The organism is Rhodanobacter sp. G2-10, assembly GCF_055809185.1.
This window is the reverse complement of sequence record NZ_CM147900.1, coordinates 1,337,784-1,355,424: the sequence shown is the minus strand read 5'-3', so window position 1 is coordinate 1,355,424 and position 17,641 is coordinate 1,337,784. Positions and strand designations below refer to the sequence as shown.

Here is a 17,641-nt window from a genome sequence, read left to right as displayed (position 1 = left end):
TGTACGACGGCTTGCGATCGCCACGCAAGTCATTGAAAACCCAGTACCTGATGATCCGAACGGCTCAGCTGACGGTAAAGCTCTCGCCGCAGCCGCATTCCCCCGTGGCATTGGGGTTGTGGAACACGAAGCTGGCGTTGAGGCCCTGGCGCTGGAAGTCGATCACGGTGCCATCAACCATGGCCAGGCTCTTGTCGTTGACGATCAGGGGAACGCCGTCCACTTCCACCAGCCGATCGTCGTCGCCCATCGTTTCGGCCAGGTCCACGACGTAGGCAAAACCGGAGCAACCGGTGCGCTTCACTCCGAAGCGCACGCCTGCCGCCGCTGGCGTGGAAGCCAGGAAATGGCGCATGCGTTCGTTCGCGGCGGGGGTGATGCTGATGGTCATGACGGCAGATCCGGTCTCGATGGCGTGACGCGAGGTGTCGCGGTGCAGGCAATGGCTACATTATCATGCGCGTTTGGCATGGCGCGCCGCAGCGTGCCGGTGCCGGCAACCCGTCACGCCGATATGCGGCGAACCAGCAGGAGTTTCAATCCATGGCCGTGGTCAGTGTGAAGCAGGCTTTATCCGGTGCCATCGAAGCCGGCGACACGGTGACCGTGCGCGGCTGGGTGCGCACGCGGCGTGATTCCAAGGCCGGCCTGTCCTTCGTCAATGTCACCGACGGCTCCTGTTTCGACCCGATCCAGGCCGTCGCACCGGCCACGCTGGCCAATTACGAGAGCGAGGTGAAGCACCTCACCGCCGGCGCCGGCCTGATCGTCAGCGGCACCCTGGTGCCGTCGCAGGGCAAGGGCCAGGCGTTCGAGATCCAGGCTTCCGAAATCATCGTCACCGGCATGGTCGACGATCCGGAAACCTATCCGATCCAGCCCAAGCAGCACTCGATGGAGTTCCTGCGCGAGGTCGCCCATCTGCGCCCGCGCACCAACCTGTTCGGCGCGGTGACCCGCGTGCGCCACACCATGATGACGGCGATCCATCGCCATCTCACCGAGCAGGGCTTCTTCTGGATCAACACGCCGATCATCACCACCTCGGACGCCGAGGGCGCCGGTGACATGTTCCGGCTGTCCACGCTGGACCTGGCCAACCTGCCGCGCGACGCCCACGGCAAGATCGACTTCCGCAAGGATTTCTTCGGCCGCGAGGCATTTCTCACCGTATCGGGCCAGCTCAACGTCGAGGCCTATTGCCTGGCGATGAGCAAGGTCTACACCTTTGGCCCGACCTTCCGCGCCGAGAACTCCAACACGGCGCGCCACCTGGCCGAGTTCTGGATGGTCGAGCCGGAGATCGCCTTCGCCGACCTCACCGCCAACGCCGATTGCGCCGAAGTCTTCCTGAAGGCGATCTTCAAGGCGGTGCTGGACGAGCGTGCCGACGACATGGCGTTCTTCGCCCAGCGCGTGCAGAGCGACGCGATCACGCGCATGGAAGCCTTCATCGCCAAGCCGTTCGAGCGCATCGATTACACCGACGCCATCGAGATCCTGAAGAAGTCGGGCCAGAAGTTCGAATTCCCGGTCGCCTGGGGCATCGACCTGCAGACCGAGCATGAGCGCTACCTGGCCGAGAAACATGTCGGCCGTCCGGTAGTCGTCATGAACTATCCCGAGGCGATCAAGGCGTTCTACATGCGCCTGAACGACGACGAAAAGACGGTGGCGGCGATGGACGTGCTGGCGCCGGGCATCGGCGAGATCATCGGCGGCAGCCAGCGTGAGGAACGGCTGGACTACCTTGATCGCCGCATGGTCCAGTTCGGTCTCGATCCAGCCAACTACGGTTGGTACCGCGACCTGCGCCGCTATGGCACAGTGCCCCATGCCGGCTTCGGCCTCGGCTTCGAACGGCTGCTGGTCTATATCTGCGGCCTGTCCAACATCCGCGACGCCATCCCCTATCCCCGTGCCGCAGGCACCGCCGAGTTCTGAGTATCCACCCAAGCTCATGCCGTACCGTCTTCTCGCCATCACTGCCGTCTTTGCCGCTGCCACCGCGTTGACCGGTTGCCACGCCGCCAAGGCGCTGCTGCCGCCAAACCTGCGCCCACCGTCGGAGGACACCGGCGATCCGCTGGTACTTGCCCAGCAACAACTGCAACTGGCCACGCCTTGCTGCAGCAGTTTCGCCGACTTTTCCTACCGCAACCTGTTGCCATGGCAGCCCCAGAAATTCGTCCTGGGCAGCGCCAGCATGGTGGCCAACCTCAACGGCACCAAGAGCTATTTCCTGGCGTTTCGCCTGCCGACGGACGTGAAGCTGCCGTACCGGGTTGCGGTGAAATCGGAATTGAACGGCCGCTGGTTGCACAACAGCTACCTGTTTGCGCCGACCATCGTGCTGCTGGATGACGGTTTCCAGGCGATCCGGTCCGAGGACATTCAATTGTGTGAGCACATGGGCTGGAGCGACGAAACTACCGGCGCCTTCGGCAGTTTCAAGGTCGAAAGCAAGCAGGCCCGCTACCTGCTGGTGTACAGCTCGAGCGATCAGCAGTCGGGCAAGACCTACTGGGAGCAGTCGCCGGCATCGTTCTCGACCACCACCGCCGCGACCCTGAAGATGAGTTCCACCGGCAGCTTCAGCATTCCGCACGGACCCGATGGCTCGCTGTGGATCGGCCTGATGAACTCGGCCTACAAGAAAGCCGTCGACAGCGCCGTGTGTGGCAAGGCGCCCAACGGGGACGGCCTGCTGAACAATCTGCCACTGCCCTGGGGCGGCAAGCGCGGTGGTTCGTCGTGATCCTGCTGTACCTGGTCCTGCTGCTCGCGGGTGTCGGCCTGTTCGCGATGTCCCTCGTGGCTCCCTTCCGACTCGCCACGCTACTGCGGGAACGCTACCCGCAGCATTGGCAGGTGATCGCCGAAGCTGACCACGCCGCACCGTCGAGATGGCGCCGCTGGTTCCTCATGCAACACGTGCTTCGCTCGCCTGCGCTACCGGCGCTGGGCGATCCGGTCATCAACCGCTGGCGCCACCTGTGGCGATACGGCCCCTGGCTGGGTTGGTTATGCTGGTTGGGCGCGCTGGCGATGCGACTGTTTCCCTGACCGGATGCAGGAGCTCGCCGTCCCGTGCTCCGCCAGGTGCCGGGCGCGATACCTGCCCGAACCCGGCGGTGCTGCTGCAGCCCGCCAACATCAACCGGAGCCAACCACATGCAACTGGATCTGAGTGGACGTCATGCGCTGGTCTGCGGCGCGTCGCAGGGCATCGGCCGCGCCTGCGCGATCGAACTGGCCTTGCTGGGCGCCAATGTCACCGTACTGGCGCGGCGCGGAGACGTGCTCGCCGAACTGGTCGAGAGCCTGCCGCGCATCCACGACGCCCAGCAACATGGCTTCATCGTGGCGGACGCCGGGGACACCGACGCCTTGCGTGCCCAAGTCGAGAACCTGGTTGCCGAAGCGCCACTGCACATCCTGATCAACAACAGCGGCGGCCCGCCTCCGGGCAGCATCGTCGAAGCCACGCCGCCGGATTTCCTCGATGCCCTGCGCAAGCACCTGCTGGCCAACCATGTGCTGGTGCAGGCCGTGCTGCCCGGCATGCGCGACGCTGGCTGGGGTCGCATCGTCAACATCATCTCCACCTCGGTCAAGGAGCCGATCCCGGGTATCGGCGTCTCCAATACCACGCGCGGCGCCGTGGCCAGCTGGGCCAAGACCCTGTCGACGGAACTGGCGCCGCTGGGCATCACGGTCAACAACGTGCTGCCAGGCTCCACCCAGACGCCGCGCATCGAGCAGATCGTGGCGGCACGCGCGAAGAAATCCGCTCGCGACGAACAGCAGGTGCAGCAGGAAATGACGGCCGAAATCCCGATGGGGCGCTTTGCCGATCCCTCCGAGACCGCCGCCGCGGTGGCCTTCCTCGCCTCGCCGGCCGCCGGCTACATCACCGGCGTCAGCCTGCCGGTAGACGGAGGTCGCATGCGCTCGTTGTAAGCGCGCATACGCCAGCGTCCGGTGCAATTGCCGGCCGCTGGATTTAAGATGGTACGGATGCCTATCCTGCGCCTTGCCAATCTGATCGACGGCCGCCTGCAGGCGCCCATCCACGACCGCTGGCTGGATGTACCCGAACCCGCTACCGCCATCGTGTTTGCCCGCTGCCCGGATTCCGACGCGGCTGATGTCTCCGCGGCAGTGGACGCGGCCACACGTGCAGTCCCCGGCTGGGCGGGCACTCCGATCGAGCAGCGCGCCCGCTTGCTTGAGAAACTTGCTGCGCTGATCGAGGCACGAGTCGACGAATTCGCTGCGCTGGAATCGCGCGACAGCGGCAAGCCGCTGAGCCTGGCGCGCCGGCTGGACATTCCGCGCGCGGTGAGCAACCTGCGCTATTTCGCCGCCGCGATCATCAGCTGGGGCAGCGAATCCCACGCGATGGAAGCCGGCGCCGGCGGTACCGCCGCCATCAACTACACCCTGCGCCAGCCGCTGGGCGCGGTCGGCTGCATCAGTCCGTGGAACCTGCCGCTATATCTCTTCAGCTGGAAAATCGCGCCGGCACTCGCCGCCGGCAACACGGTGGTGGCGAAGCCCTCCGAGGTGACGCCCTGCACCGCCGCGCTGCTGGGCGAGCTCAGCATCGAAGCCGGCTTCCCGCCGGGCGTACTGAACATCGTGCAGGGGCGCGGCCCTGCCGTGGGCCAGGCGATCGTGGAGCACCCCGCGATCAAGGCGATCTCGTTCACCGGCAGCACCGCCACCGGCGCGCACATCGCCAGCACCGCCGCCCCCCTGTTCAAGAAAGTCTCGCTGGAAATGGGTGGCAAGAATCCGGCCATCGTGTTCGCCGACGCCGATCTGTCCGACGCCAACCTCGATACCATCGTGCGCTCGGGTTTCGCCAACCAGGGCGAGATCTGCCTGTGCGGTTCGCGCCTGCTGGTACAGCGCTCGATCTACGCCAGCTTCCGCGAGCGGTATCTGGCCCGCGTGCAGGCCCTGCGCGTGGGCGATCCCGACGACGCGGACAATGATCTCGGCGCGATGGTTTCGCAGGCGCACTACGACAAGGTGCTCGGCTGCATCGAACAGGCGCGCAGCGAAGGCGGTCGCATCCTGTGCGGTGGCGAAGCGATCCGACCCGCCGGCCGCTGCAGCAATGGCTGGTTCATCGCACCCACCGTCATCGAAGGACTCGCCGCGGACGCGGTCACCAACCAGCAGGAAATTTTCGGCCCGGTAGTCAGCCTGATCCCGTTCGAAGACGAAGCCGAAGCGCTCGCAATCGCCAACGACAGCCGATACGGACTGGCCGCGTCGTTGTGGACGCAGGATCTTTCCCGTGCCCACCGGCTTGCCGGCCAGCTCGAGTTCGGCATCGTGTGGATCAATTGCTGGCTGCTGCGCGACCTGCGCACGCCCTTCGGTGGCGTCAAGCAATCCGGTATCGGCCGCGAGGGTGGCAGCGACGCGCTGGATTTCTTCACCGAACCCAAAAACATCTGCATTGCCTGGCGCGTGTCGCCCGGACAAAGCTGAGACACGCACACCCGCACTTCTGGAGCCCCGATGAATTCACTGAAAGACCTGCTTGCCAACAACCGCCGCTGGGCCGACCAGGTCACCGTGCAGGACCCCGCCTTTTTCGAGCAGCTGTCGCAACAGCAGGCTCCGCAATACCTGTGGATCGGCTGCTCGGATTCGCGCGTACCGGCCACGCAGATCGTCGACCTGCCGCCGGGCGAGATCTTCGTGCACCGCAACGTGGCCAACGTGGTGGTGCATACGGATCTCAACGCGCTCAGCACCATCCAGTTCGCGGTGGACGTGCTCAAGGTCAAGCACATCCTGGTGGTAGGCCACTACGGTTGTGGCGGCGTTGGCGCCGTGCTCAAGGAAAGCCGTCTTGGCCTGATCGACAACTGGCTCCGGCACATCACCGACATCGCCCTGAAGCACGCCGACAAGCTGGATCCCGCGCAGTCGTTCGCCCTGCGCCATGCGCACTTGTGCGAACTCAACGCGTTGGAGCAGGCGCTCAACGTATGCCATACCACGGTGGTGCGCGAGGCGTGGGAACGCGGCCAGCCGCTGGCCGTGCATGCGTGGATCTACGGCCTGAACGACGGCCACATCCACGATCTGGGACTCGACGTGCGTGGTCGCGAACAGTTGCCCGAAGCCTATGAAAACGCGGTGGTGCAACTGACCCGCCGCTGGACCGGCGAGGCATGAGCGAAGGCATCCGCACCGATGCCGCGCCGGCACCGGTCGGCGCCTACCCGCATGCGCGCCGCGTCGGCGACCTGCTGTTCCTGTCCGGCGTCGGCCCACGCCAGCCCGGCGGCAATGCGATCCCGGGCAACCTGCACGACGCCGATGGCCGACTGACCGCCTACGACATCGAGGCGCAATGTCGGCAAGTGTTCGCCAACGTCCGTGCCGTACTGGAAGCCAGCGGCGCAGACTGGACCGATCTGGTCGATGTCACCGTGTTTCTCACCGACATGCAGCGCGATTTCGCCACCTACAACCGCATCTATGCGGAGTGCTTCGCGGGCGTCGACGCCTGCCGCACCACGGTTGGCATCAGCAGCCTGCCGACACCGATCGCGATCGAGCTCAAGTGTGTTGCCGCGCTGCCGGCAAAAGAGAACCCGCCGGCCTGAGCCGGCGGGTTTCCCGATTGCGACGCGATCAACCGCCGGCTTTTGGCGCGGGCGCCGCGGCCTTGGCCGCCTTGTGATGCTTGTGGTGTTTGTGATGTGACGCGTGATGGGTTGCGGTCTTGGCAGTCTTCGCTGCCGGAGCAGCCTGCGCGGTCGGCGCCGGAGCCTGCGGGGCCGCCGCCTGCGCCAGCACGGAACCGGAGAGCGCGATACCCGCCACCAGCAGGGAAGCAATCAGAAGTTTGCGCATCATGATGTCGAACCTCGAACGAGATAGGTGCCGTGGACCCGGCCGGAACCCGGCAACGCGGGCGGCACGGCGAGGAGACAATGCGACGCCAACGGAATACCGACGCTGAACACATCACGTGATTTCCTGCGCGCGGCAGCGGTCACGTATTGACTTTGTTTTCGCTTTCCGCGAAACGGCAAATTCTTGCGTTCATTCGAGGCAGATGCGCAGCAACCGGTCGATCTGCGCCTGTACCTCAGGTGCCCTTGCCTCGTCGTATTCGAAGCTCGCCTCGTCCATGTAGTTGAGTTGCGCCAACTCCAGTTGCACCGCCTGCACGCCGGCATCGGGACGACCATAGTGACGCGTGATGTAGCCACCCTTGAAGCGGCCGTTCACGGCCACGGCAAAGCGCGATTGCGATTCCAGACAGGCCTGCAGCCGTGCCTGCAGCGGCGCACCGCAACTCGTGCCGGTCGCCGTGCCCAGGTTGAAATCCGGCAGCTTGCCGTCGAACAACATCGGCACCCGGCTACGGATCGAGTGACCTTCCCACAACACCGCGCGACCATGCTCGGCACACAACCGCGCAAGTTCCTGCGACAAGGCGTCATGGTAGGGCTGCCAATAGCCGGTTATCCGTTGTTCAATTTCCGCGGCGTCCGGCGCGCCGCCATCCAGGTACAACGGCTCGCCATCGAAACCCACGGTCGGCACCAGCCCCGTCTCGCGCTGGCCCGGATACAACGCATGACCATCCGCCGGCCGATTGAGATCCACCACGTAACGCGACGCCCGCGGCTTCAGCACGCTGGCGCCCAGGGCCTCGGCCAGTGGTTCGTACAACCGCGCCACATGCCAGTCCGTATCCGGCGAACGTCGCGCCGCCGGATGCATCCGCGCGGCAATCTCATCGGGAATGAAGCTGCCATCATGCGGCAGACTGATCAACAGCGGCACGCGACCGCGATGCAGGGTAAAGATAGTCATGCGGGCATTGTACGCGGCGCGAGAACGGGAAACGGACGGAGCCTGACGACAACCAACCGAACACCGAACACCGAACACTGAACACCGAACACCGCCCTACACCCCAAACCTCCCCGGCGCATACACCGTCGCATCAATCTCCGCCGGCATCCCTCCCAACATCGACGCAATCAACTCGCCGGTGGCCGCCGCCATGCTTACCCCGAGCATGCCGTGCGCGGTCGCCAGCCACAGATTGCTCCAGCGCTTGCTCGCACCGATGATCGGCACCTCATCGACGCTCATCGGCCGCCAGCCCCACCACTGTTCCAGCAGCTCGGTCCCTTCCGGCTCGCGCAGATTGGCGGCGGCCCCGCGACGCAACGCATCCAGCCGCGTGTGATTCAGCCCTTCACGGTAACCGGAGAACTCCATCGTGCTGCCCAGCCGGTAACCGTCGCTCCAGCTAGTGACGCAAACCGAAGGTTCGCGCAAGGTCAACGCATGCCGTGGCGCCAGCGCAGGTCGGCGGTAGGTGAGCGAATAACCCTTGCCGGGTTGCATCGGCAAACGCAGGTCGAGCTGCTTCGCCAGCAGCGGTGACCACGCGCCGAGTGCCATCACGATACGCTCGGCGCGGAACGTGCCACGACTGCTTTTTACGCCCCTGATTCGCGCGCCTTCCGTATCGAATCCTTCGATGCATGCCCCGCTCTCGATCACGCCACCGAGTTCCACCACGCGCCGGGCCAGTTCAGCCACGTAGCGATCCGGCCGCAATGACGCATCGCCCGGATGCATCAATCCGCCGACCACGCCGGGCTTCAGTGCAGGCTCCATCGCCTCGACCTGTTCGCCAGAAAGCGGCTGCGTTTCGATACCGAGCTTCTCCAGCAACGGCGTGTGTTCCTTCTCGTCGAGCTTCTGCAGCCTCGTCGTGCGATAGACATACAACGTGCCTTGCTCGCTGAACTCGCACGCGAGTTTTTCATCGCGCACCAGCTCGCCAAGCAACTGCCGCGAGCGCTGCAGGATCGCCAGCCGCGCCTGCGTCGCCGCATGAAAATCGCGCCAGTTGCAACGCCGCGCAAAACCCAGCAACCAGCGCAGCCGCGGGCCGTCCATTCGCGGATTGAGATACAGCGGCGCGTCGGCATGGAAGATCGAACGCAGCGCGACCCCGACCATCCCGGGCATCGCCAGCGGCAGCGCGTGACTGGGCGTGATCGTGCCGCAATTTCCATGCGAGCTGCCGCAACCGGGCGTGCCCTGCTCCAGCACGCGCACGCTGGCGCCAGCCTTCAGCAGGTACAGCGCGCAAGCGAGCCCGATCACGCCACCGCCGAGGATCAACACGTCGTCTTGGTTGTCATGCATGGCTCGCATTCTATCGAGCATGGTGTGGACGCGGTGCCCTGGCGCTTGCGCATTTCTGCCCTGCCGTTGTTCGCGCCTTCTCCGTCACCAGTGGTCCCCCTCCGCCATCGCCCACACCCAATTCGTCCAGTTTCTGAGAACTTTCCACCAACCTGTTGATTTGATAACCTCGGCGCGACTCAGGCCGAGGTTGGATCATGCACTTGGAGCGCTCGCTGCGAGCCACACCCCTCTCGCCACGTGTACTGCGATGGTTGTCTCTTGGCATGCTGCTGCTCCTGCTCACCGCCTGCGCCAGCAGTCCGCATCGACGTGAGTCCACCTACAAGGGGTCGCATTCCGCCCTCGCCGACCTGCCGGCCAAGGCACCCTCGGCGGCCAGCGCCGGTGAAGCCAACGACATCCTGTTTCGTGCAATCGGCCTGGTCGGCACGCCCTACCACTGGGGCGGCAACACACCCGCGGGTGGTTTCGATTGCAGCGGCCTGGTCGACTACATCTACCGCACGGCGGCCGGCATCAAACTGCCGCGCACTTCGCACGAGATGGCATCAATGGATGCGCGCAAGGTACGCCGGATGACCCAGCTGGCCAGCGGTGACCTGGTGTTTTTCGATATTGACGGCAGCATCAGCCACGTTGGCGTGTATGTCGGCAAGGGCCGCTTCGTGCATGCGCCGAACAGCGGCGGTACGGTGCGGCTAGACGATATCGACGGACCGTATTGGGGGGAGCATTTTGCGTTTGGGCGGCGGGTGTTGGATTGAGAGATTGAGGGCGGATTCCGGAGGGCATTGTGTTCGGTGTTCGGTGTTCGGACACGCGCAGATACAACACGCACGTTTGTGTTGGAGGGGCGGATGTCGACCCGAAGCTGTCATTAATGAGAAGAATTTCGCTTCGGGAAAAATTCGCTAAACACATTCATACTCAATGAGATAAGTGATCCAAAACCGGAGTTTTTTGGTAAATGCCTCAAGTACACGATAGGGGATCCTCCGAGCCGCACTTTTGCTTTAAGTGTCCTGGGGCTTCCTCCCACGACGGGATGCGGTACGCTCGCGGTGGGGGAAGGAAAACCGTATGACAGAACTTTTGGGGGACGAAGGAGTCAAACCGGATGCTCTCGAGCTGCTGCTTCGGGACAGGCCGACCGATGAGAAGACGGGCGTCAATGCCACTCTCGGGTTTACCTACCAACAGTGGTGGGGCGCTTTGGCAGTAGCAGAACTGCTCGCAAACGATGAAGACTTCGCAGTCGGCATGGAAGTCAAAGAAGACGTAGCGCTTCTGGACTCTGCCGACTCGCCCACAGCGGTCGAGTTTTGCCAGATAAAGAAGAACGAGCAGACAGGTGGGTGGAAGCTAAAAGACCTCCGAACGGCAGGCCGACAACGCAGGGACAAGACGCGCGATGCGTCGCCTCTGGCGAAGCTTTACAAACGCAGGACTGACTTCTCTGGCCACCCCACTAGGCTCCGGTTTGTCTCGAATGTCGGAGTGAAGGTCTCGCTCGAAGAAGCAGAAAATGTTTTTGTCAATCAGTGCCAATTGTCCGACTTAGCGGCAAGCCAGCAAAAAGAGCTTCGGGAACACTTAGGGAGGCAGTTGGGCATTGCAGCGGAAGACCTCGACCTGAGCAACTTTGCAATTCATCGCAGCGATCTACCATTAGGGCAGCAACACTTCTTCCTTGCTGGAAAGCTTGCGGAACTCAGCGAAAGTGGGAAGCTTCCGTTCGATTTGAAACGGCCGACAGTCGCGGCGCGCGTCTTGGCATCAATAATGCAATCGAAGGCTTCGAACACCGGGTACGCTTCGAACTTCACCGAGTTAAAGAAGAGGCTTCTCTCGCGAAGCGAAGCCGTGCAAATCCTCGCAAGCGTTGCCGCAGCAAAGCCTCAGATCGGCGAAGTCTTGGATGGAGCCATCGCCCGGCTTCACGCCGAAACGCACCCCTTCCAATCGGTCAAAGCTATCCAAGTCGAGCGCGTGACTGTGCTCGCCCATGCCGTGGATCGAACAAACAATCAGCTAAAGCAGTGCGTCTCAGTGCTTGCGACACACATCAACGACGTTTTGGCTGCGGCGGATGGCGTCAAGCTGGGGGAACTCATGGACAAGTTGGTGGAAGCAGGCCTCGCCGCAAACGCTTCCGTATTCGTCGGCCTCAAGCCTGGATACATAAACGCGGTTGCCTTATTGGTGCTAAACGATGGAATCGAAATCGACGTACTCCATGTTGCGGCTCATCCGGAATCTGAGGCTCAAGCATGAGCCGGAAAGTCACCTTCAAGACGCTCTTTCTGATATCGCAGAGAGACGCAAGCGCTCGGAAGCTGGACTTGGCCAAGCAGACTCTCCTTCTCGGCTCGAACGGGACGGGGAAATCGAGAATCACTAAGAACCTGTTCTGGGTCTTTGGCTGCAATCCGCCCAAGCGCAACGTCGGCAACTGGGACGCTGAAACTATCGGGGCGCTTGAGTTCTTGTTTGAAGGAAAGGATTACTTCGTTTTGCGCCAGGGGAACCGCTTGGGGCTATTCCTCGATGGGCGGCTGCTTTTTGGCACTCAGAAGATGAGCGATTGGACCCGACATATCGCCCGGATATTTGGCTACCGCCTCCAGCTTCCCCGGCATAAGGGCGAGCGCTTCGATCAAGCAGGGATGGAATACCTGACACTCCCGTTTTATATGGACCAGGACGGCAGTTGGGGTGCTAGTTGGGACACATATGAAGACCTCGGTCAATTCAAAGCTTGGAAGAAGCCTACATTCGAGTCCTTCATCGGACTCAAGCCCAACGCCTACTTCGAAGCGAAGCAGAAGCAAGATGAGCTATCAGTCGTCTTAAATGAGAAGCGCAGGGAGTTGGATGCTCAAGCCGCAGCCTTTCGGCGCGTCGAGGAAATTCTCCCAGAAGACGTACCAACTCTAGACCCTCAGGCTTTCCGTAGCGAACTGGCAGATCTTGGCAGGAAGGCAACTGACGCCTACAACCTCCAGATAAAGACGCGCGCGAAGCTGCTCATGGTGATGAACACGCGTGAGCAGATGCGGGCAGAATTGCAACTAGCTGGAGCGGCCCACAAAGAATTGAGCGCAGACATTGTCTATTTGTCCGACCTTCCATCCGGCCCTATCGAGTGTCCCACGTGTGGCGTCCAACATGAAAACTCATTCCATGCACGCCTCACACTCTCCCAAGATGCGGACACGATGGCCGCTCTCGTCGCGGAGCTCCACGCCCGCTCAAACGAGCAGAGGTCCGAAGAGGAAAGCATCCGATCACAACTTTCGGAAATCACTAGAGCCATCGCCGAGTTTGATCGCACGGCGCAAGAGCGCAAGGCGGACCTCGCATTGAGCGAACTACTCGTCGCGCAAAGTCGGCGCACCTTGGACGAGGCATTCCACCGCGTATCGCTGGAAATCAAAGTCAGCCTGACGGACCTTGAGGCTCAAGAGCGGGAGCTAAAGGCCCGTGCTAAACAGTTCCTCGATAGGCATCGCATCAAGACTGTGCAGGAATACTTCTCGAACGCCGTTGCCATGTTCTCACAATCGCTCAATGTTCCAAGCGACGAGCAGGTGTCCAAGGTTGTACCTGGGAATCGTGCTGAGGCTGGAGGCAGTTCTGCGCCACGCTCCATGCTGGCCGTCCATCTCGGGCTCTTGAGCACAAACGCTGAGTATGGGGATTGCCCCCTGTTTCCGTTTGTCATGGATACCCCACAACAGTCCGGGCAAGACGAAAAGAATCTCCGGAAGATGATCGAAGTTGCCGGACGTGCTGCCAGCGCAAGCCATCAGGTGGTCTTGGCAATCGAAACACTTCCGGCTGACCTCGACATTTCCAGCTTTGAGGTTGTTCCATTTGAGAAGAGCCACGGCGCTCTATCGAAGGAGCAATTCCCCGCCGTCGCGGAGGTCATTCGCGGACCTCTCAAATTGCTTAATGAAGCACTGGTATTTGGGGAAAGCTCCAGGAAGCAAAGTGGCCGGACTCGCGCCCAGGACTTCTAAGATCCACCCGGGGCAATCCTTAGGACAACAGAAGTTAGACAGGGGCTGGAAGGTGTCGGAACTCAATCGCATTTGCGCTGCTTGCATCAGGGAGCCTCGTCTCGCCTCCATCGTTGATTCTATTGGCACTCGTGCCGAATGCGCCTACTGCGAAAGGACTGGGCCGACGGTTGTCCTCGAAGAGCTGGTGGATCGCTGTGAGCACGTAATCGAAACCTATTACGAGCCGACCAGCTTGGAGGATTCCGTCGTCCTTTACGACAGAACCCCAGCGGGTGACAGCCTCAGGTCTGTTCTAGAGGATCTCCTCGGGGCAGACGAAGGCGTGCTCGATGACCTCACCGAATCACTTACCGATCGATGGTTTGATTGGAGCTCGCATGAGCACCGGTACGGCGATGATCCGTACTTCGCCGAAACGTCGCGACTCCCATCTACCTTGGGTGTTGAATGGCGAAAGATGGAAGCGAGCCTCCGCAGTGAGGCACGCATCGTCAATCCGAGGGTTATTTCAATCCTTGAGAGGATTTTCGGGCCGCTCCTGGACTACCGGACGGCCAGCGGAAATGGGGTCATCTTGGACGCCGGGCCTGGTACCGGATTGCCGAAGCTCTATCGGGCGCGCGTGTTCCAAACATTCGAAGAGCTGGAGAGTGCGCTTTCTCATCCCGCTAGAGCTGCAGGACCACCTCCCTCTGATGTTGCGCGTGCCGGACGAATGAACGCGCGCGGTGTGTCTGTGTTTTATGGAGCGAGCATTCCAGAGATTGCTGTATCGGAGGTGCGGCCTCCCGTTGGAAGCCATGTGCTGGTCGGTACTTTCAACTTTACTCGCCAGCTGAAAGTCTTGGACTTGGATAAGCTGGCGGAACTGGTCTTGCATCCCGGCACGAGCTTTTTTGACCCGAGTACCGAGGAAATTGTTAGCAGCAACAACTTCCTGCGCACTCTTTCGAGTCGCATGATCATGCCTGTGATGCCGGAGCACGAAGACAACGGTTACCTGACTACACAAGCAATCGCTGACTTCTTAGCCACCCATCCCAACCTTAACCTGGACGGCATTGTCTTTCGCTCCGTTCAGTATCAAGGACCGGGAGCACAGCAGGGGCGGAATGTGGTGCTGTTCAACAAGGCGTCAAGAGTTGCTTTCTCGGGCGAGAAGGAGTGCCCCACGAGTCATGTTCAACTATCCGAAACGGATGAGGATGGCGACCATTGGAATCCTGAGATCAACGTGGTGCATCCAGATGATCGCTCCCAAGTGCCCCATTGGTTCGCCGATCCGGACGAGCGCGCGACGACGTTGGAGATTGATCTTGATGAACTTGAGATTCAGGAAATTGAAGGGGTCCACTTCACCACCGCGAAAACACACGTGACGAAGTACGATGTGCCGAGGCGCGATAGGCCCCCTAGGCGGAGGTCGCCGTTCTAGCGAGCGCGCACCCCGTATAAATCGTGGTGTGTACGTGGCTTGATCTACGGCCCAAACGAGTACCGTCTTGGCCGATAGCCGCCTCCTGACACCGAATCAGAAACGAAAAAGCGGCGCCGGTGGCGCCGCTTTTGTTCGACCCGCAGAGTCGCCCCTCAGTGTTCCGCACTGCCCGGCGGATGGGCGTGCCCGTGCTGGAGTTCTTCTTCGGTGGCTTCGCGCACTTCGCCGATGGCCACGTCGAAATGCAGGTCCTTGCCGGCCATCGGGTGGTTCACGTCGACGTCGATCGTGGTCATGCCGACTTTGTGCACGGTGACGGCGCGCTGACCACCCTCTTTCAGTTGCAGCACGGTGACCATGCCGGGCTTGAGCCGGTTGGCCTGCGGGAAGTATTTCTTCGACATGCGCTGGATCTGGCCCTCCTGACGCTCGCCATAGCCGTCTGCGGCGGCGATGTCCACGGAGAGCTCTTCACCGGCCTCGTGGCCTTCCAGCGCGGTCTCCAGACCCGGAATGAGCTGGCCGTGACCGAGCAGAACCCACAGTGGTTCGTCGCGGTCGCGCGAGCTTTCCAGCTGCTCGCCTGCCACGGTCAGCGTGTAGTGAAGCGAAACCACCTTGTCCTTGCCAGCTTTCATCATGGATCTCTTGAGGGTCTGCAAACCGGCGATTCTATCAGGTGTGGATGCGGCCACGATGAGCTCCGCTCAACTGCTAGGCTGGTACCTTGCCGACAGACGGGACGTGGATGGACCGCGACGCACGCCAGCGCATTGCCAGCTACTACGACGGTCACATGCGGCGCTGGTATGTGCGTGGCAAGCTGGCCAGCGACCCGGTGTACGCGGCCAGCGCCGACGTGTTTGCCGGCAACGGGCTGCCGCTGCTCGACATCGGCTGCGGGATGGGCTTGCTCGGGCAATACCTCCATGCATGCGGGCACCGTGCAGCCTATCTCGGCGTGGATCACGACGAACGCAAGATTGCCGCCGGTCGCCGCGCCGCCCGACGGGCGGGGCTGGCCGAAGCGGTCGAACTGCGCTGCGTGGATGCGCACGAGCTGCCACCGATGCGGGGGCATGTGGCGCTGCTCGACGTGCTGCACTACCTGCCCGCACCCGCCCAAGTCACGCTGTTGCAGCAGGCGATCCGGCATCTGGCGCCGCATGGCCGACTGGTGATCCGCAACGTGTTGCGGGAGGCCAACTGGCGCTTCCATGCCACCCGGCTGGAGGAATTCTTCCTGCGGGCTTCGGGCTGGATACCCGGCGGCGCACAGCACTATCCGGATGCCGACGAAGTGCGCCAGCCGCTGGAAGCCGCCGGCCTGGTGGTGCGCATCGCCCCACTGCGTGGGCGTACGCCGTTCAACAGCTACCTGGTGGTGGCGCAACACGGGGCCTGAGCCGGCGTCGTCTGCATCGTGCATTGCACCATCAGTTCGGATATACTGCGCGGCGCGGCCGACCATCCTGGCCGCTGCGGCACACCGCCGCCCCCTTCCCCTTGATTCGCAACACGGTATGAACACTCCGGGTTGCACAGGAGTGTTACATGTCTTTTGATTCGCTGGGCCTTGCGCCCGCGTTGTTGCGTGCGCTCGCCGATTACGGCTACACGAAACCCACCCCGATCCAGGCTGCGGCGATTCCGCCCGCACTGGAAGGCCACGACCTGCTCGCGGCCGCGCAAACCGGCACCGGCAAGACCGCCGCGTTCGCGCTGCCGCTGCTGCAGAAGCTCTCCACCAGCGGCGAGACGATGACGCGCCGCCCGCGTGCGCTGATCCTCACCCCGACCCGCGAGCTGGCCGCGCAGATCCAGGACAACATGCGCAGCTACAGCAAGCACATGCGCGTCAGCAGCACGACCATTTTCGGCGGCGTCAGCATGGGCCCGCAGATCAACGTGCTGCGTCGCGGCGTGGACATCGTGGTGGCGACCCCCGGCCGCCTGATCGATCACATGCAGCAGCGCACGCTGGATCTGTCCGCGGTGGAAACGCTGGTGCTGGACGAAGCCGACCGCATGCTGGACATGGGCTTTCTGCCCGCGCTGAAGCGCATCCTGCAGTCGCTGCCGAAGAAGCGCCAGACCATGCTGTTCTCGGCCACGTTCCCGCCGGCGATCAAGACGCTGGCGATGGAGTTCATGCACAACGCCCGCGAGATCTCGGTCTCCGCGCCGAACACGGTGACCACCCTGGTCAGCCATCAGGTGCACCCGGTCGACGCGTCGCGCAAGCGCGACCTGCTGCTGCATGTGCTGTCGCAGGACAGCCGCCGCCAGACGCTGGTGTTCAGTCGCACCAAGCACGGCGCCGACAAGCTGGTGACCTTCCTCAACGCCTCGGGCCTGCGCAGCGCCGCAATCCATGGCAACAAGAGCCAGAACGCCCGTACCCGCGCGCTCAGCGATTTCAAGAGTGGCCGCGTCACCGTGATGGTGGCCACCGACATCGCCGCCCGCGGCATCGACATCGAGCAGTTGCCGATCGTGATCAACTACGACCTGCCCTCGGTGGCCGAGGACTACGTGCACCGCATCGGCCGCACCGGCCGCGCAGGCCTGGAAGGCCTGGCACTGTCCCTGGTCAGCCATGACGAAAGCGGTCTGCTGCATGACATTCGCAAGCTGCTGAAGCAGGACATCGCGATCAACCCGGTGGCCGGCTTCGAGCCCTCCGCGCCGCTGCGTCTGGACGCCGGTGCCCCGCGCCCGAAGCAGGGTGGCGGTGGCCAGCGCCAGTCGCGCGCGCCGCGCCAGGGCAAGCCCGCCGGTTCGGCTCGGCCGAACGGCTACGCGCCGCAAGGCCGCGGCGACCACGCCGCCGGCAACCAGCGCCGCCGCACGAATCGTCGGCCGGCCGCCAAGGCCTGAGCAGAACCACCACAAGCGACAACGAAAATGGCGGCCTTCGGGCCGCCATTTTCGTGTGACATATCCCGCAGCCGGT

18 protein-coding genes are annotated in these 17,641 nt (G+C 62.7%); 13 read left to right on the top strand and 5 right to left on the bottom strand.

Annotation, left to right across the window (positions count from 1 at the left end; all coding sequences use genetic code 11):
• Positions 1-64: 64 nt before the first annotated feature.
• The gene (locus AC0L58_RS06145; protein WP_473687695.1) at positions 65-391 is read right to left on the bottom strand and encodes a HesB/IscA family protein; all 327 of its coding nucleotides are present in this window, start codon (positions 389-391) and stop codon (positions 65-67) included.
• A gap of 152 nt (positions 392-543) precedes the next feature.
• Between AC0L58_RS06145 and asnS the strand changes: the two genes are divergently transcribed.
• The 7 genes from asnS (at position 544) to AC0L58_RS06110 (ending at position 6,638) form a co-directional block, all read left to right on the top strand.
• Complete coding sequence (gene asnS, locus AC0L58_RS06140; RefSeq protein WP_473688608.1) at positions 544-1,944, top strand: asparagine--tRNA ligase; 1,401 nt, start codon at positions 544-546, stop codon at positions 1,942-1,944.
• A gap of 16 nt (positions 1,945-1,960) precedes the next feature.
• Positions 1,961-2,758, top strand: coding sequence for a MalM family protein (locus tag AC0L58_RS06135; RefSeq protein WP_473687693.1), 798 nt, complete (start codon positions 1,961-1,963; stop codon positions 2,756-2,758).
• Entirely contained in the window at positions 2,755-3,066 is a 312-nt protein-coding gene (locus tag AC0L58_RS06130; RefSeq protein WP_473687691.1) for a hypothetical protein, read from the top strand. Before AC0L58_RS06135 ends, AC0L58_RS06130 begins: the two co-directional genes overlap by 4 nt.
• A 108-nt stretch (positions 3,067-3,174) precedes the next feature.
• A complete protein-coding gene (locus tag AC0L58_RS06125) occupies positions 3,175-3,963 on the top strand; it encodes an SDR family oxidoreductase (RefSeq protein ID WP_473687689.1) in 789 nt (262 codons plus the stop codon).
• A gap of 57 nt (positions 3,964-4,020) precedes the next feature.
• On the top strand, positions 4,021-5,508 hold the full coding sequence (locus AC0L58_RS06120) for an aldehyde dehydrogenase (protein WP_473687687.1): 1,488 nt from the start codon (positions 4,021-4,023) through the stop codon (positions 5,506-5,508).
• 30 nt (positions 5,509-5,538) lie between these two features.
• Positions 5,539-6,204, top strand: a complete 666-nt coding sequence (gene can, locus AC0L58_RS06115; protein ID WP_473687685.1) for a carbonate dehydratase — start codon at positions 5,539-5,541, stop codon at positions 6,202-6,204.
• A complete protein-coding gene (locus AC0L58_RS06110) occupies positions 6,201-6,638 on the top strand; it encodes a RidA family protein (RefSeq protein WP_473687683.1) in 438 nt (145 codons plus the stop codon). Before can ends, AC0L58_RS06110 begins: the two co-directional genes overlap by 4 nt.
• 28 nt (positions 6,639-6,666) lie before the next feature.
• Here AC0L58_RS06110 and AC0L58_RS06105 read toward each other — a convergent pair whose 3' ends face one another.
• The 3 genes from AC0L58_RS06105 to AC0L58_RS06095 form a co-directional block, all read right to left on the bottom strand.
• Positions 6,667-6,891 (bottom strand): hypothetical protein, encoded by a 225-nt coding sequence (locus AC0L58_RS06105; protein ID WP_473687681.1) that lies wholly within the window; start codon positions 6,889-6,891, stop codon positions 6,667-6,669.
• Positions 6,892-7,080: 189 nt separating this feature from the next.
• Positions 7,081-7,860 carry an N-formylglutamate deformylase gene (hutG, locus tag AC0L58_RS06100; RefSeq protein WP_473687679.1) on the bottom strand — a complete coding sequence of 260 codons (780 nt, stop codon included), beginning with the start codon at positions 7,858-7,860 and terminating at the stop codon, positions 7,081-7,083.
• 96 nt (positions 7,861-7,956) lie between these two features.
• Positions 7,957-9,216: an NAD(P)/FAD-dependent oxidoreductase gene (locus tag AC0L58_RS06095; RefSeq protein WP_473687678.1), complete on the bottom strand. Its 1,260-nt coding sequence runs from the start codon at positions 9,214-9,216 to the stop codon at positions 7,957-7,959.
• 266 nt (positions 9,217-9,482) lie between these two features.
• On the opposite strand from AC0L58_RS06095, the gene AC0L58_RS06090 reads away from it, so the two are divergent.
• From AC0L58_RS06090 to AC0L58_RS06075, 4 genes are all read left to right on the top strand, one after another.
• Positions 9,483-9,983 carry a C40 family peptidase gene (locus AC0L58_RS06090; protein ID WP_473687676.1) on the top strand — a complete coding sequence of 167 codons (501 nt, stop codon included), beginning with the start codon at positions 9,483-9,485 and terminating at the stop codon, positions 9,981-9,983.
• A 316-nt stretch (positions 9,984-10,299) separates the two neighbouring features.
• A complete protein-coding gene (locus AC0L58_RS06085; protein ID WP_473687674.1) occupies positions 10,300-11,493 on the top strand; it encodes a dsDNA nuclease domain-containing protein in 1,194 nt (397 codons plus the stop codon).
• 68 nt (positions 11,494-11,561) lie between these two features.
• A complete protein-coding gene (locus AC0L58_RS06080) occupies positions 11,562-13,244 on the top strand; it encodes a hypothetical protein (protein WP_473687672.1) in 1,683 nt (560 codons plus the stop codon).
• Positions 13,245-13,296: 52 nt separating this feature from the next.
• Positions 13,297-14,682, top strand: coding sequence for an RES family NAD+ phosphorylase (locus AC0L58_RS06075; RefSeq protein ID WP_473687670.1), 1,386 nt, complete (start codon positions 13,297-13,299; stop codon positions 14,680-14,682).
• A 155-nt stretch (positions 14,683-14,837) separates the two neighbouring features.
• On the opposite strand, the gene AC0L58_RS06070 is transcribed toward AC0L58_RS06075, so the two are convergent.
• Positions 14,838-15,323 (bottom strand): FKBP-type peptidyl-prolyl cis-trans isomerase, encoded by a 486-nt coding sequence (locus tag AC0L58_RS06070; RefSeq protein ID WP_473688606.1) that lies wholly within the window; start codon positions 15,321-15,323, stop codon positions 14,838-14,840.
• Positions 15,324-15,433: 110 nt separating this feature from the next.
• Here AC0L58_RS06070 and AC0L58_RS06065 point away from each other — a divergent pair, with 110 nt between their 5' ends.
• Together AC0L58_RS06065 and AC0L58_RS06060 are read left to right on the top strand one after the other, a co-directional pair.
• Positions 15,434-16,090: a class I SAM-dependent methyltransferase gene (locus AC0L58_RS06065; RefSeq protein ID WP_473687668.1), complete on the top strand. Its 657-nt coding sequence runs from the start codon at positions 15,434-15,436 to the stop codon at positions 16,088-16,090.
• A 149-nt stretch (positions 16,091-16,239) separates the two neighbouring features.
• Complete coding sequence (locus AC0L58_RS06060) at positions 16,240-17,565, top strand: DEAD/DEAH box helicase (RefSeq protein ID WP_473687666.1); 1,326 nt, start codon at positions 16,240-16,242, stop codon at positions 17,563-17,565.
• The last annotated feature ends 76 nt before the right edge of the window (positions 17,566-17,641 follow it).

What these genes read in the sequence shown, in the direction of transcription:
- AC0L58_RS06070 (WP_473688606.1), bottom strand. Translation starts at nt 15,323, where the DNA reads ATGAAAGCTGGCAAGGACAAGGTGGTTTCGCTTCACTACACGCTGACC.
- AC0L58_RS06120 (WP_473687687.1), top strand. Translation starts at nt 4,021, where the DNA reads ATGCCTATCCTGCGCCTTGCCAATCTGATCGACGGCCGCCTGCAGGCG.
- AC0L58_RS06095 (WP_473687678.1), bottom strand. Translation starts at nt 9,216, where the DNA reads ATGCATGACAACCAAGACGACGTGTTGATCCTCGGCGGTGGCGTGATC.
- AC0L58_RS06065 (WP_473687668.1), top strand. Translation starts at nt 15,434, where the DNA reads ATGGACCGCGACGCACGCCAGCGCATTGCCAGCTACTACGACGGTCAC.
- AC0L58_RS06135 (WP_473687693.1), top strand. Translation starts at nt 1,961, where the DNA reads ATGCCGTACCGTCTTCTCGCCATCACTGCCGTCTTTGCCGCTGCCACC.
- AC0L58_RS06125 (WP_473687689.1), top strand. Translation starts at nt 3,175, where the DNA reads ATGCAACTGGATCTGAGTGGACGTCATGCGCTGGTCTGCGGCGCGTCG.
- hutG (WP_473687679.1), bottom strand. Translation starts at nt 7,860, where the DNA reads ATGACTATCTTTACCCTGCATCGCGGTCGCGTGCCGCTGTTGATCAGT.
- AC0L58_RS06105 (WP_473687681.1), bottom strand. Translation starts at nt 6,891, where the DNA reads ATGATGCGCAAACTTCTGATTGCTTCCCTGCTGGTGGCGGGTATCGCG.
- AC0L58_RS06110 (WP_473687683.1), top strand. Translation starts at nt 6,201, where the DNA reads ATGAGCGAAGGCATCCGCACCGATGCCGCGCCGGCACCGGTCGGCGCC.
- AC0L58_RS06085 (WP_473687674.1), top strand. Translation starts at nt 10,300, where the DNA reads ATGACAGAACTTTTGGGGGACGAAGGAGTCAAACCGGATGCTCTCGAG.
- AC0L58_RS06060 (WP_473687666.1), top strand. Translation starts at nt 16,240, where the DNA reads ATGTCTTTTGATTCGCTGGGCCTTGCGCCCGCGTTGTTGCGTGCGCTC.
- can (WP_473687685.1), top strand. Translation starts at nt 5,539, where the DNA reads ATGAATTCACTGAAAGACCTGCTTGCCAACAACCGCCGCTGGGCCGAC.
- AC0L58_RS06145 (WP_473687695.1), bottom strand. Translation starts at nt 391, where the DNA reads ATGACCATCAGCATCACCCCCGCCGCGAACGAACGCATGCGCCATTTC.
- asnS (WP_473688608.1), top strand. Translation starts at nt 544, where the DNA reads ATGGCCGTGGTCAGTGTGAAGCAGGCTTTATCCGGTGCCATCGAAGCC.
- AC0L58_RS06090 (WP_473687676.1), top strand. Translation starts at nt 9,483, where the DNA reads ATGCTGCTGCTCCTGCTCACCGCCTGCGCCAGCAGTCCGCATCGACGT.